This window comes from Rhizobacter sp. AJA081-3, assembly GCF_017795745.1.
In the GTDB taxonomy this organism is placed as follows: Bacteria; Pseudomonadota; Gammaproteobacteria; order Burkholderiales; family Burkholderiaceae_C; genus Piscinibacter.
Window position 1 is genome coordinate 710,695 of record NZ_CP059067.1, and the last position, 13,783, is coordinate 724,477.

Below are 13,783 nucleotides of genomic sequence, written 5' to 3' on the forward strand. Positions count from 1 at the left end.
ACCCAGCGTGCCGCACTGTTCTCACGGTGTTTTCGCTCGGCCCCGAGACTCGCTTTCATTGACAAGGAGCAAGTCACATGAATGCCACCACCCCCCAAGGCGCCCAGACCAACAGCCAGCGCATTGCCGCCTGCCTCGACCTGCTGCGCGAGGCGCTGCCCATTCAGCGCCGCGTGGTGCATGCCGGTGACGCGCTCTACCAGTCCGGCGAACGGTTCACCAACCTGCACGTGCTGAACTCGGGCATGGTGAAGATCGTCAATCTCTCCCCCGATGGCCGTGAGCAGGTTGTGGGCCTTCACTTCCGAGGCGACTGGCTCGGATTCGACGGCATCGCCACCGGCAGCTACGGCTGCGACGCGATCGCGATGGACACCGGCGAGGTCTGGACCTTCCGCTACGACGCGCTGCTCGAGGCCTGCATCGCCCGGCCGGCACTGCTGTCGGTGCTGCACGAGGCGATGAGCCGCGAGATCGGCCGCGACCGCGACTCGATGATGTCGCTGTGCACGCTGCCCGCCGACGCGCGCGTGGCCGATTTCCTGCGCAACTGGGCCGAGGCATTGTCCGACCGCGGCTTGCGCACCGACCAGATCACGCTGCGCATGACCCGAGCCGAGATCGGCAATTATCTGGGCATGACGCTGGAGACGGTGAGCCGCGCGCTGTCGCGCCTGGCGCGCACCGACGTGATCCGCTTCGCCGAGAAGGGCCGCCGCGAGATCCAGATCCCGCAGGTCGAGGCGCTCAGCGAATTCATCCAGCGTTGCGTCACGCCCGCTGCCGCCAGCAGCGCCGCGGTGATTCACTGAAGTCTTCGAGCCCCGGAACCCGAACGGGCGCTCACGCGCCCGCGCCCAGCACGCGTGCCATCGCACGGCCCAGCTCGGCCCGGGTGTAGGGCTTGCGCAGCAGGTCCCAGCCGGGCGGCGCCTCGAGCAGGGCGCTGGCGTACCCGCTCATCAGCAGCACGGGCAGGCCCGGCAGGCGCTGGCGCACCTGCTCGGCAAGTTCGGTGCCGCGAATGCCGGTGCCCAGGGCGATGTCGGTGAGCAGCAGGTCGAAGTCGCCGGGCTTTCCCAATTCCTCCAGAGCCTTCTCTCCGTTGGCGCAGGCCGTCACGCTGCAGCCCAGCGCGGCGAGGAAGCGCTGGGCCACGCTGCGCACCTCCGCATCGTCTTCCACCAGCAACACGTGCAAGCCCGGCGGCACCGTGCCCACCGCGGCGTCGGCTTCGCCGTCGAGGCTGGCTGCACCCTTCTCGCCGGGCAGGAACAGCGTGATCGTGGTGCCGGTCCCGAGTGTGCTGTCCAGGCGCAGCGCACCCTGCGACTGCTTGGCGAAGCCGTACACCGTCGACAGGCCCAGCCCGGTGCCGCGGCCGGCTTCCTTGGTGGTGAAGAAAGGCTCGAAGGCGCGCTCCTTCACCGCGTCGGACATGCCTGCGCCGTTGTCGCCGACGGCGATGGCGACGTAGGAGACGCCGTCGTGCTCCGCCAGCTCGGCGGGCAGGTCCGGCGAACGCGCCGGCACCTCGCGGCAGGCGAACCAGAGCAGCCCGCCGTCGGGCATCGCGTCGCGTGCGTTGATGGCGATGTTCAGCAGCGCCGACTCGAGTTGGCCGGCATCGGCCAGCACCGGCGGGCACTCCGGGGGCGTGTCGACTTCGATGCGGATGCGCTGGTCGAGCGTTCGCCGCAGCATGTCGGCCAGCGATTGCAGCAGCGCACCCGCATCCAGCGCGGTGGGCTGCAGCACCTGGCGGCGCGAGAAGGCGAGCAGCTTGCCTGTCAGCTCGGCGCCGCGGCGGCTGGCACGCGAGGCCGCGCCCACGAGCTGCTGCGCGAAGGGGTCACCGGCCACGGCCGGCAGGTCTTCCAGCACCTGCAGGTTGCCGGAGATCACCGTCAGCAGGTTGTTGAAGTCGTGCGCGATGCCGCCGGTGAGCTGGCCCACGCTCTCCAGGCGCTGCGAATGGTTCAGTGCCTCTTCGGTCTGCGCTCGCTGCAAGCTGGTGGCCAGCAGGCTGGTCAGCGCGTCGAGGAAGCGAAGCTCGTCGTCGCCGAAGCGGCCGGGCCGGTGTGCGCGCACTGACAGCGCGCCGACGATCCGGCCTCGATCGGACAAGGGGACGGCCAGCGCACTGGCCAGCCCGGCGCGTCGGTGGCTCTCCGGGACGGCGAAGCGATGCTCCGCGGCGCAGTCGTCGACGCGCACCGGTCGGCCCTGCGCGAGCACGAAGCCGGGCAAGGTGTCGGGCCGGTTCGGCACGTGGTCGCCGCGCGCTTCGCCGGGGAAGTCGCCGTGGCAGGAGGCGACGCGGAAGTCCAGCCGGTTCGGCTCGAGCAGGTACACCGCGGCCGATTCCACCTGCAGGGCCTCGGCGGCCACTCGCGGCACCTGTTCGAGCAACTGGTGCGGGTCGCGAGCGTCGACGGCCACGCGGCCGAACTGCGCCACCTGCTCGGCGTAGTGAGCGCGTTGAAGCGCCTGGCGCACACGCGGGTAGGCGCCGATGCCGCGGATGGCCGCCACGACGAAAGGCAGGCCGTGCTGCTGCAGCGGGCTCAGCGCGATCTCGACCATCACCTCGGTGCCGTCGCGGCGGCGCGCCACGAGCTCCATCTGCGTGCCCATGGGCCGAGGGCGGGGCGATTTCAGGTAGTCGCCGCGAAAGCTGGCGTGTCGCGGGCGGATGGCGTCGGGCACCAGTGCGTCGACGCCCAGGCCGACCAGCTCGCCGACGCCGTAGCCGAGCAGCTGCGCCGCGCCGTCGTTGGCCAGCACGATGCGGCCCTCGGTGTCAACGACCAGCAAGGCATCGGGATAGGCGGCGAACAGCGAGCGGAAGACGCCCTGGACGTCGAACCCGTCCGGCAGCGCCTGGCCGATGGGGGGCGGGGCGGGGTTCACGGCGACAGGGTCATTCCGCAGCCACCGGCGGCACGAGGATGTAGCCCGCGCCGCGCACCGACTTGATGATCTGCGGATCCTCCGGGTCGACCTCGAGCTTGCGTCGCAGACGGCCGACCTGCACGTCGATCGTCCGGTCGAAGGGGCCGGCGCTGCGGCCGCGTGTCTGCTCGAGCAGGAAATCGCGTGACAGCACGCGGCCCGGCGTGCGCGCGAACACGCTGAGCAGGTCGAACTCGCCCGAGGTCAACGGCATGTCGCGGCCCTGCGTGTCGCACAGGCGGCGTGCGGCGGTGTCCAGCTCCCACTGGGCAAAGCGCAAGCGCGTCTTCTCGCCCAGCGCGGCGGCCGGCGCCAGGGGCAGCGGCGCCGGGCGGGTGGTCACCGGTTCCAGCCGCCGCAGCACTGCCTTGATGCGGGCCACCAGCTCGCGCAGGTCGAAGGGCTTGGTGACATAGTCGTCGGCGCCGACCTCCAGCCCGACGACCTTGTCGATCGCGTCGCCGCGACCGGTGACGATGACCAGACCGCAGTGCCAGTGCTCGCGCAGTTGCCGCGCGATGGCAAAGCCGTCTTCGCCGGGCAGGCCGAGGTCGAGCAGCACCAGCGTCGGCGGGTCGCGGCCCATCAGGTCGATCAGCGCCGCGCCGGTGTGCAGCTGGGTGACCCGGAAGCCCTGGCTCTCCAGGTACAGGCCCAGCAAGCGCGTGATGTCGACTTCATCGTCGAGAACGGCAAGGTGGGTCGGGTTCGTCACGTGGCGGTGATTCTCGAAAGCGGGATGGGCGACATTAGACACCGTCTTGCCTTGCGTCAATCAAGACATCGGCCCCGCAGGTTTCCCGCTTGACGTTTCCGGCCGGCGGCGCTTGAGCCGGCGCAATCCCGGTGGCGGCCGTCGCGCCTAGCGTCGGGAGCCATGCACCACGACCACGACCCCTGGCAGACCGGCCTGGCCGCCATCGACGTGCTGGCCGTGTCCGCCGGCGGACCGCGCATGCTGGCCGGCCGCCGGCAGGCCCGTCTGGCGGCGCTGCTGGAGGCAGCAAGCGCTTCGCCGGTCTATCGCCGGCGGCTCGCCGGGCGGCGCGGCGAGGGCTCTCTCGAAGGTATCGCGCCGATCGCCAAGCCGGAACTGATGCAGCACTTCGAGGCCTGGGTGACCGACCCGGCCCTGCGCCTGCCGGCGCTGCAGGCGTTCGTGGCCGACCCCGCGCGCATCGGCGAGGCCTTCGACGGCCGCTTCGTGGTGTGGGAAAGCTCCGGGAGCTCCGGTGAACCAGGCCTGTTCGTGCAGGACGCCCGGGCGATGGCGGTCTACGACGCGCTCGAGGGGCTGCGCCGTCCACCGCTGAACCCGTTGCGGCGCTGGCTCGATCCCTGGTGCCTGGGCGAGCGCATCGCCTTCGTCGGCGCCATCACAGGGCACTTTGCCAGCACGGTGTCGATGCAGCGCTTGCGCCGCCTGCAGCCGGGCCTGGCGCATCGCCTGCAGGGCTTCGACTTTCTGCAGCCCTTGCCCGAGCTGATCGAACAGTTGCACCGGCATGCGCCGACCGTGCTGGCCACCTACCCCAGTGCTGCGCTGCTGCTCGCCGAGGAAGCCCGTGCCGGCCGGCTGCAACTGTCGCTCTCCGAGGTCTGGACCGGTGGCGAATCCCTCAGTACGGCGATGCGCGTCGAGATCGAGGCCGCGTTCGGCTGCCCGGCGGCGAACAGCTACGGTGCCTCCGAGTTCCTTGCCATCGCCGCACCCTGCCGGCTGGGCGTGCTGCACCTGAATGCCGATTGGGTGCTGCTCGAGCCGGTGGACCAGCGCGGCAGTGCGGTGCCGGCCGGCGTGTGCGGCGCGACCACCTGGCTGACCAACTTGGCCAACCACGTGCAGCCGCTGATCCGCTACGACATCGGTGACCGCGTGACGCTGCACGCACAGCCTTGCGCCTGCGGCTCGCCGCTGCCGGCGATGGATGTGCTCGGGCGCACCGACGACATGCTGCGCCTGCGCGATGCACGAGGCCGCAGCGTCATGCTCCCTCCGCTGGCCCTGGTCAGCGTGCTGGAGGAGGCCGGCGTGCTGGACTTCCAGCTGGTCCAGACCGGGGCGCGCCACCTGCAACTGGACGTCGGCGCCTGCCATGGCGAGCCCGATGCCCGCCGCGCGAAGCTCGCGCTGCACGAGCATCTGGCCCGGCAGGGGCTCGCGGGTGTGCGGGTGGCCCTGCGTCGCGGCACCTCGCGGCACGCCGGCCGCAGCGGCAAGCTGCAGCGGGTCGTGGCAGAGTCCGCGCGATGACTTCGTTCTTCACGGGGCTGGCCGGGGCTGCTCGCGCCGCCACGCTGGCGGCCACCTGCCTGCTCGCCGCCTGCAGCACCCCGCCGGCCGATCCGCGCGGCGGCTTTGCGACGGCGCTGGCCCGCGCGCTGCCGTTCGCTGTCGGCGTGTATGGGGTGGCGCGCAGCGAGCCGGCCGCGATCGGCGGCCTGCCGCCCAACTCGGACGAGCGTGGCGTCTCCACCTTGCCTTACGCACGCATCGGTGGGGGCTTCCTGATCGACGCGGCGGGCCATATCGTGACGGCCGCCCACGTGGTCAGCGAGAGCGACGAGGTGATCGTCAAGCTGGCCGACCAGCGGGTGCTGCGTGCCACCGTGATCGGCACCGACCTCGACACCGACATCGCGCTGCTGCGCATCGACAGCGCCGGCCCGGTGGCGCCGCCGCTGGGCCGCAGCACCACGCTGCGCCCGGGCCACTGGGTGCTGTCGGTGGGCGAGCCCTATGGGCTGAACCGCTCGGTGGCTGCCGGCATCGTCGGCGGCATGGACCGCCACTTCGGCGACGAACCCGAACTGCTGTTCGTGCAGACCGACCTGGCCTTGAACCCCGGCAACTCCGGCGGGCCGCTGCTCGACGCGGCCGGCGACATCGTCGGCATGAACCTGCGCACGGTGGTGGGCGCCTACGGCGCGCCCGGCGTCAGCCTGTCCATCCCGATCGAGATCGTCCTGGCCATCGTCAGCGAGCTGCGCGCCAGCGGCAGCATCGTGCGGCCGCGGCTGGGCGCCGAGTTCGACGACGTGAGTGCGCCGGTGGCCGTGGCGCGCGGGCGCAGCACGGTGCAGGGCGCAATGGTCGCCACGGTGCGCCGTGGCAGCCTGGCCGAGCGCATGGGCCTGAAGGTCGACGACATCGTGCTGGCGCTCAACGACCGCCCGATCGCGCACAGTGCCGATCTGGCACGGGCGCTGCTCGCGTGGCGGCAGCAAGCCGGCACGCGCATGGTGGTGATGCGGGGCGAGACGCTGCTGACGCTGCGTCTGGATTGAGCGGCTGGCTAGATGCGGCGCTGCGCCTGCTCGCGCACGCCCTGGCAACGCGTGCAACGCACCGCGAAGGGCTCGGCCGCCAGCCGGCGCGGGTCGATGAGCTCGTCGCAATCCTTGCACTGGCCGTAGCGGCCGGCATCCAGGCGCTGCAGCGCCTCGCCGATCTCGCGCAACTCGCCCACGTCTCGACCGATCTCGGCGTCGTTGATGCCGGTGCTCACCTGTGCCTCGGCCTCTTCCTCGCGGTCACGCACTTCGCGCGCCACGGCGGAAGGGTCGGTCCGGCCCACCTGCCGCGCGGCCTCCACCTCGGCGCGCAGGGCGCGTTCGCGCTCCTGCAGCGTGGCGCGCACCTGTGCCGCAGCGGCACTGCGCGGGTCGAGCGGAAAGGTCGGGCTCATCATCAACTCCTCGGGATCTCGACTTCATTGTGGGCGCGGTGCTCTGTGCATCGCTTGACGAATCACAAGCACACTGCCCGCGGGGCCCGCTCAGAACAGCGTGCGCGCGAAGTGCGCCAGCGTGCGCGCATGCGCCAGCGCGGCCGAGGGCGCGTGGTAGCTCGCGCGCTCCCAGCAGTTGAAGCCATGCTCGGCGTCGTAGAGGTGGATCTCGACGTCGCGGCCGCTGAACGCTGCCTTGACCCGGTCGACGGCGGGCAGCGGAATGTGCGAGTCGCGCGTCCCGTAGTGGAACTGGATCGGACAGCGCACGCCGCTGGCGATGCCGAGCTGGTCGTGGATGCCGCCGCCGTAGTAGCACGAGGCTGCGTCGACATCGGCGGTGGCCGCGGCCACGTAGGCCAGGCGCCCGCCCAGGCAGAAGCCGAAGGCGCCGACGCGACCATCGCGCTCGGGCCGCGCGCGCAGCGCGGCGAGGCTGGTCTGGATGTCGGCGGCCAGGTCGGCCGGGTCGGCGGCTTTCAGCAGGGCCATCGCGCGCTCGCGCTCCGCACCGGCGTAGCCGAGTTCGACGCGCGGCGCGTCGCGCCAGAACAGGTCCGGCGCCAGCACCACGAAGCCGTCGAGCGCGTACTGGTCGGCCACCGCGCGGATGTGGCGGTTGACGCCGAAGATCTCCTGGAACAGCAGCAGGCCCGGGCCGTGCCCGGCCGGCGGCAGCGACAGGTAGGCGTCGTAGCGGCCGCCTCCGCTGGCCTCGATCGAAATCCACTCGCTGCGCATGGGCGGCTCTCCGGAATAATGCGTCGGCCGCACTATAGGCGCGCCGCGCCAGCCTCCGGAGCCCGCTGCATGAACGACGACCCCCACGACTGGCACGCCGACACCCGCGTGCTGCACGGCGACAGTGGCCTGTCCGACGACACGTCGGTGGTCGCGCCGATCCACTACAGCGCCACCTTCCGCGCCCGCGATGCCGGTGAGTTCGCCGACATGGCCACGCGTGCGCGCCACCCGGCCTACTACACGCGCTACGGCAACCCGGTGCACGAACGGGTGGCGGCGATCATCGCCGGCCTCGAGGGCACCGAGACCGCATTGCTCACCGCCTCTGGCATGGGCGCGATCAGCACCACCGTGCTGGCGCTCGTCTCGGCCGGCGATCACGTGGTGGCGCAGACGCGCCACTACATGAGCACGGCCAAGCTGTTCGACGAGGTGCTGCCGCGTTTCGGCGTGCAGGCGACGCTGGTCGAGCAGAGCGACGTCGAGGCCCTGCGCGCCGCGATCCGACCGAACACGAAGCTGATCATGCTGGAGACGCCGGCCAACCCGACGCTGGTGCTGACCGACCTGCAGGCGGTGGCGGCGATGGCACGCGAGCGCGGCATCCTCACCATCGTCGACAACACCTTCGCCTCGCCGCTGAACCAGCAGCCTCATGCGCTGGGCATCGACATCGTGGTGCACAGCGCCACCAAGCTGCTCGGCGGCCACCACGACATCACCGCCGGCGCGGTGTGCTGCTCGAACGCATTGGCCGAGAAGATCTGGCGCATGCACATCACGCTGGGCGCCGTGCTCTCGCCGATGGATGCCTGGCTGCTGCTGCGCGGGCTGCGCACGCTGGCCGTGCGCATCGAGCGCATCAACGCCAGTGCGCTGGCGCTGGCGCGCTGGCTGGAGCAGCAGCCGCAGGTCGAGCGCGTGCACTACCCCGGCCTGGAAAGCCACCCGCAGCACGCGCTCGCCCAGCGCCAGATGAAGGGCGGCGGGCCGGTGATCGCCTTCGCGGTGAGGGGTGGCTTCGAGGCGACCAGCCGCTTCGTCGGTGCGCTCCACCTCGCCACGCATGCAGTGAGCCTGGGCGGTGTGGAGTCGCTGATCGTGCACACCGCGGCGATGTGGTCGGGCACCATGAACGAAGCACAGATGAAGGCCGCGGGCATCCCGCCGAACTTCGTGCGCTACTCGGTCGGGCTGGAGCATCCCGATGACCTGAAGAAGGACCTCGCCCGCGCGCTCGCGCAGGCCTTGCCGGAGCACACACGATGAACACGAAGGACCCCGTGGTGATCGTCACCGGCGCCGCCGGCGCGCTGGGCCGCGCCGTCGTGCAGCGCTTCCAGGCCGACGGCGCGCGGCTGGCGCTGTTCGACCGTGACGCGGCGGTGCTGAAGCAGATGTTCCCGGGTGCCGCGTTTGCCGAGGCGGTCGATATCGCCGACGAGGCCGCCGTGGCCGCTGCCGTCGGCCGCATCGTGCAAGCGCTCGGCCGCATCGACACGCTGGTGCACGTGGCTGGTGGCTTCGAGATGGGGGAGGGCGTGGCGCAGATGACGCGCGCCTCGTGGGAGCGCATGTTCGGCCTGAACGCCTGGTCTTTCGTCGCGCTGGCCAAGCCGGTGGTGGCGCAGATGCGCGTGCAGGGCAGCGGCAGCATCGTCGCTGTGACCGCGGCGGCGGCCGGCGGAGGGCAGGCGCTCAAGGGCGCCTACATCGCCTCGAAGAGCGCGCTGCAGCGCCTGGTCGAATCGCTTGCCGCCGAACTGGCCGGCAGCGGCATCCGCGTCAACAGCGTGGCGCCGACCACGCTGGACACGCCGGCCAACCGCGCCGCGATGCCCGATGCCGATCGGTCGGCCTGGGTGAGCACCGCGGCGGCGGCCGACGCCATTGCCTTCCTCGCCACGCGCGGTGGCGAGGCGGTGCAGGGCCAGCACTTGCGGCTGGGTGCTTGACACGGGTGCGGAGTCAAAGTCCCAGGAGCGGATCTTTCCGAAGCAACCGCTTGCGGCCCGTTGCAGACATTCACGAAGGTCCGCAATGATGGGCGCGCGGGCAGGCGGTCCGGGTATGCGCTCTCCGGCCCACGCTCGCGGGCGACCACCGAGACTCGCCTCGCATGCCTCCTCAACACCAACTTCGTCCTGCCACCGCCTGGGCGACCGCGAATGGGGCCTGCGATCGCACACCCGAACCACCTGCCCCACAAGCACTGAGGCCCTCATGACGGCAGGCCACCGCTGATGCCGGCAGGGCGGCGGTGGTGCCCGCGGGCGCAGGCCCCATTCGCGGTCGCCCTGGCGAGGGCATGGCACACCCGGTGTTGATGAGGAAGCCGCCGCGTCCCTCGGTGGTCGCCCGCGAGCGTGGGCCGGAGAACGCGGGTGCCGCCGTCGCCCTGCGACCATGCCCGTCGCACGCAAAGCAGACCCACGAAGGCCGCAAAGGGCCGAGAACTGCCGGTCAATCGCCCAACTTGCTGATCCATCGAATGCGAAAGAGCAGAGGCTCAGGTCGCGCCCGGTGCTTCAGGGTAGAGCCCGTGCACGCTGCCGAACAGCCGGGTCAGGCCGAGCAGCGCGTCGATGTTCGGAGTTGCGATGCTCAGCCGGGTGGCGAGCTCGTGCACCACGCCGACGATGGCGTCGAGCTCGATGGCGCGGCCGGCCTGCACGTCCTGCAGCATCGAGGTACGGAATGCGCCGAGCTTGCGGGTGATGGCGTGGCGGTCTTCCGGGCTCTGCGCGATCGCGCAGCCCAGTCGCTCGCCGATGGCCGAGGCCTCGCGCATTGCCGCCGAGCAGAAGGCCCGCACCAGCGGATCATCGAGCACGCGATCGCTGGTGGCGCCGGTGATCGCACTCACCGGGTTGATCGTCATGTTGCCCCACAACTTGTACCAGATGTCCTGGCGGATGTTGGCCGACGCCGTGGCGTCGAAGCCTGCATTCACGAGCAAGGCGACGATGCGTTGCACCCGTTCGCTGAGGCCACCCAGCGGTTCGCCGACGATCAGCCCCTGGCCCATGCGATGCTCGACCAGGCCGGGCTCCGAAGTCGCGGTGCTGGCATGCACCACGCAGCCGAGCACGCGCTCGAAGGGGATGGCGAGGCCGATCACGCCACCCGGGTCGACGCTCTGCAGCGGCGAGTCGCCGAGCGCCGCCACGCCCCGCCCGAACCACCAGGGCACGCCGTTCATTGCCGGCAGCACGACAGTTTCCCGACCGATCAGCGGCGCCAGGCGCGGCGCCAGCTCGGGCAGGGCCTGGCCCTTGAGTGCGACGACGACGAGGTCCTGCAAGCCCAGTACGGCCGGGTCGTCGCTCGCCGAGGCCGGTGCCTGAAGCAGCTCGCCACCCTGGCGCAGCCGCCAGCCCTGCGTGCGCAGCGCCTGCAGCGTGGCCCCGCGTGCCAGGGCGCTGACCTGCGATCCGCCGGCGCGCGCCAGCCGCGTGCCGATGAAGCCGCCGATCGCGCCGGCGCCGACGATGCAGACCTTCATGCCAGCAGCGCCGCGAGCGCGCGCCCCACGTCCTGCGTGCCGGCGGTGCCGCCGATGTCGCGCGTCTTCGGCGCGTGCGGGTCGGCCAGCAGCTTCTCGATCGCCGCCAGCACCTCGGCGCCAGCCTGCGCGTGACCCAGGTGCTCGAGCATCAGCGCGCCCGACCAGATCATGCCGATCGGGTTGGCCAGGCCCTTGCCGGCGATGTCGGGTGCCGATCCGTGCACCGGCTCGAACAGCGACGGGAACTTGCGGTCCGGGTTGATGTTGGCGCTCGGCGCGATGCCGATCGTGCCGGTGCAGGCCGGCCCGAGGTCGGACAGGATGTCGCCGAAAAGATTGCTCGCCACCACCACGTCGAACCAGTCCGGGTGCAGCACGAAGTTCGCGGTGAGGATGTCGATGTGGTACTTGTCGACCTTCACGTCCGGAAAGCTCTTCGCCATCGCCGCGACGCGCTCGTCCCAGTAGGGCATGGTGATGGCGATGCCGTTGCTCTTGGTGGCCGAGGTGAGATGCTTCTTCGGCCGCCGGTTCGCCAGCTCGAACGCGTAGCGCAGCACGCGGTCGACGCCCACGCGCGTCATCACCGTCTCCTGGATCACCACCTCGCGATCCGTGCCCTCGAACATGCGGCCACCGACGCTGGAGTACTCGCCCTCGGTGTTCTCGCGCACCACGTAGAAGTCGATCTCGCCGGGCTGCCGCGCGCGGCCCGTGCGATCCACCAGCGGCGACGGAATGCCGGGCATCAGCCGGCAGGGGCGCAGGTTCACGTACTGGTCGAAGTCGCGGCGGAACTTCAGCAGCGATCCCCACAGCGAGATGTGGTCGGGCACGGTGTCGGGCCAGCCGACGGCACCGAAGTAGATCGCGTCGAGGCCGGCGAGCTGATCGAACCAGTCGGCCGGCATCATCGTGCCGTGTTTCGCGTACCAGTCGCAGCTGGCCCAATCGATGTGCTTCCACTCGAAGCGGATGCCGTGGCGTGCGCCGATGGCCTCGAGCGCGCGAAGGCCTTCGGGCATCACTTCCTTGCCGATGCCGTCGCCGGGGATCACGGCGATGCGGTGGGTTTGGCTCATGCAGGTTCTCCGGTCATGAATCGGATTGTCGGCGCAGGCGATCGACGTGCAGGTACGCAGCTTCCACACCCGCGGCGGCGATGGGCGCAGGCGTGGCCTCGCCGCGCACCCAGGCGGCGCACAGCTCGCCCATCGCCGGCGCGGTCTGGATGCCATAGCCACCCTGTGCAGCAAGCCAGAAGAAGCCGGGTGCCGACGGGTCGAAGCCGGCCACCAGGTCGCCGTCGGCCACGAAGGAGCGCAGGCCGGCCCAGGTGTGGCTGGGGCGGCGGATCTGCAGCGTGGTCATCTCCTCGATGCGGGCGATGCCGGTGGCGACGTCGAGTTCTTCCGGCCGCACGTCGTGAGGCTCGACCGGGTCAGCGTTGGCCGGCGAGCCGAGCAGCACGCCAGCATCGGGCTTGAAGTACCAACCCTCGTCGACGCCGCAGACGCAGGGCCAGGTGGCGCTCGCCATGCCTGCGGGCGGCGCGAACAGGAAGGCGGCACGGCGCTTCGGTTGCAGGCCGATCGGCGCGATGCCGGCGAGTTGCGCCAGCACATCGGCCCAGGCGCCGGCGGCATTCACGACCGTGGCTGCGCGCCAGTCACCCGCGGCGCTGCGGACGTGCCACCGGCCTTCCTGTCGCCGCAGTCCGCTGACCCGTCCATCGGTGGCGATGAGCGCACCATTCGCCTTGGCGCGGCGCAGGAAGCCCTGGTGCAGCGCGTGCACGTCGATGTCCGCCGCATCCGGATCGAGCAGCGCGCCGCCGACCTGATCGGAGCGCAGCACCGGAACGCGAGCGATGGCCTCGGCGGCACTGAGCTGCTGCAAGTTCGGCGTGTGCGGCCGCAGTTCGGCCTCGCTCTGGTCGAGCAGATCGTGCTGTGCCGGTGTGCCGACGTACATCGCCCCGCGCGGCGAGATCAATGGCGTGGCGCAAAAGCCCGCCGGCGGCGCGGTGTAGAAGGCGCGACTCGCGCGCGTGAGCGCCCGGATCGTCGGGGTGCCGTAACTCTCCATGAACATCGCCGCCGAGCGGCCGGTGCTGTGGTAGCCCGGCTGCGACTCGGCCTCGAGCAGCAGCACGCGGTGCGACTCGGACAGAAAGGCGGCGAGCGAGGCCCCGGCGATGCCGGCGCCGACGACGATCACGTCGGTCTCGTGTGTCATGCCGCCATCGTAGCGGCGGCTGGCAGAATCGAGACGCGATGAACAAGGCCTTCACCAAGGAATCCGACGGCGACGACGAAGAAGAACTCGCGCTGCCGGCGATGCCGCAAGGCACGAAGAACTACGTCACCCCGCAGGGTTACGCGCGCTTGCGCGCCGAGCTGATGAGCCTGCTCGACGACGAACGGCCGAAGATCGTCGAGGTGGTTTCGTGGGCGGCGAAGAACGGCGACCGCTCCGAGAACGGCGACTACCTCTACGGCAAGAAGCGCCTGCGCGAGATCGACCGGCGCATCCGCTTCCTGACCAAGCGGCTGGACATCGCCGAGGTGGTCGACCCGTCGCTGCACCATGGCCACGACCAGGTCTTCTTCGGCGCCACGGTGACCTACGCCAACCAGAAGGGCGACGAGCGCACCATCACCATCAAGGGCATCGACGAGTCCGACAGCACGCAGGGCGAGGTGAGCTGGATCGCGCCGATCGCCCGCGCGCTGCTCAAGGCGCGGGTCGGCGACGAGGTGATGCTGCAGACGCCGGGCGGCGTCGAGCGCATCGAGGTCGTCGAAGTGAACTATCCGGCGCCGGGTGCTGCCTGAGGCCGGCG

Annotated in this window: 13 protein-coding genes; 6 read left to right on the top strand and 7 right to left on the bottom strand. The window is 70.9% G+C overall.

Annotation, left to right across the window (positions count from 1 at the left end; all coding sequences use genetic code 11):
• The first annotated feature begins 77 nt into the window (after nt 1-77).
• Complete coding sequence (locus tag HZ992_RS03525) at nt 78-812, top strand: Crp/Fnr family transcriptional regulator (RefSeq protein ID WP_209385316.1); 735 nt, start codon at nt 78-80, stop codon at nt 810-812.
• 31 nt (nt 813-843) lie between these two features.
• Here HZ992_RS03525 and HZ992_RS03530 read toward each other — a convergent pair whose 3' ends face one another.
• Nucleotides 844-2,913, bottom strand: a complete 2,070-nt coding sequence (locus HZ992_RS03530; protein WP_209385317.1) for a GAF domain-containing protein — start codon at nt 2,911-2,913, stop codon at nt 844-846.
• A gap of 10 nt (nt 2,914-2,923) precedes the next feature.
• A complete protein-coding gene (locus HZ992_RS03535; RefSeq protein ID WP_209385318.1) occupies nt 2,924-3,670 on the bottom strand; it encodes a response regulator in 747 nt (248 codons plus the stop codon).
• Nucleotides 3,671-3,832: 162 nt separating this feature from the next.
• Here HZ992_RS03535 and HZ992_RS03540 point away from each other — a divergent pair, with 162 nt between their 5' ends.
• A complete protein-coding gene (locus tag HZ992_RS03540; RefSeq protein WP_209385319.1) occupies nt 3,833-5,209 on the top strand; it encodes a phenylacetate--CoA ligase family protein in 1,377 nt (458 codons plus the stop codon).
• Nucleotides 5,206-6,243, top strand: a complete 1,038-nt coding sequence (locus HZ992_RS03545; RefSeq protein ID WP_209385320.1) for a S1C family serine protease — start codon at nt 5,206-5,208, stop codon at nt 6,241-6,243. Before HZ992_RS03540 ends, HZ992_RS03545 begins: the two co-directional genes overlap by 4 nt.
• A gap of 8 nt (nt 6,244-6,251) precedes the next feature.
• Here the strand turns inward: HZ992_RS03545 and HZ992_RS03550 are convergent, their stop codons facing one another.
• On the bottom strand, nt 6,252-6,644 hold the full coding sequence (locus HZ992_RS03550) for a TraR/DksA family transcriptional regulator (RefSeq protein WP_209385321.1): 393 nt from the start codon (nt 6,642-6,644) through the stop codon (nt 6,252-6,254).
• Nucleotides 6,645-6,734: 90 nt separating this feature from the next.
• On the bottom strand, nt 6,735-7,427 hold the full coding sequence (locus HZ992_RS03555) for a dienelactone hydrolase family protein (RefSeq protein WP_209385322.1): 693 nt from the start codon (nt 7,425-7,427) through the stop codon (nt 6,735-6,737).
• Between the two features lie 69 nt (nt 7,428-7,496).
• On the opposite strand from HZ992_RS03555, the gene HZ992_RS03560 reads away from it, so the two are divergent.
• Both HZ992_RS03560 and HZ992_RS03565 read left to right on the top strand, forming a co-directional pair.
• Nucleotides 7,497-8,699 (top strand): trans-sulfuration enzyme family protein, encoded by a 1,203-nt coding sequence (locus HZ992_RS03560; RefSeq protein ID WP_209385323.1) that lies wholly within the window; start codon nt 7,497-7,499, stop codon nt 8,697-8,699.
• Nucleotides 8,696-9,385, top strand: coding sequence for an SDR family NAD(P)-dependent oxidoreductase (locus HZ992_RS03565; RefSeq protein WP_209385324.1), 690 nt, complete (start codon nt 8,696-8,698; stop codon nt 9,383-9,385). Before HZ992_RS03560 ends, HZ992_RS03565 begins: the two co-directional genes overlap by 4 nt.
• 554 nt (nt 9,386-9,939) lie before the next feature.
• On the opposite strand, the gene HZ992_RS03570 is transcribed toward HZ992_RS03565, so the two are convergent.
• The 3 genes from HZ992_RS03570 to HZ992_RS03580 are packed head-to-tail and all read right to left on the bottom strand — an operon-like array spanning nt 9,940 to nt 13,176.
• Nucleotides 9,940-10,935, bottom strand: a complete 996-nt coding sequence (locus HZ992_RS03570; RefSeq protein ID WP_209385325.1) for a 2-dehydropantoate 2-reductase — start codon at nt 10,933-10,935, stop codon at nt 9,940-9,942.
• The gene (locus HZ992_RS03575) at nt 10,932-12,020 is read right to left on the bottom strand and encodes a tartrate dehydrogenase (RefSeq protein WP_209385326.1); all 1,089 of its coding nucleotides are present in this window, start codon (nt 12,018-12,020) and stop codon (nt 10,932-10,934) included. Before HZ992_RS03575 ends, HZ992_RS03570 begins: the two co-directional genes overlap by 4 nt.
• A gap of 13 nt (nt 12,021-12,033) precedes the next feature.
• A complete protein-coding gene (locus HZ992_RS03580; protein WP_209385327.1) occupies nt 12,034-13,176 on the bottom strand; it encodes an NAD(P)/FAD-dependent oxidoreductase in 1,143 nt (380 codons plus the stop codon).
• A 38-nt stretch (nt 13,177-13,214) separates the two neighbouring features.
• Between HZ992_RS03580 and greB the strand changes: the two genes are divergently transcribed.
• Nucleotides 13,215-13,775: a transcription elongation factor GreB gene (gene greB, locus HZ992_RS03585; protein ID WP_209385328.1), complete on the top strand. Its 561-nt coding sequence runs from the start codon at nt 13,215-13,217 to the stop codon at nt 13,773-13,775.
• Nucleotides 13,776-13,783 lie beyond the last annotated feature (8 nt).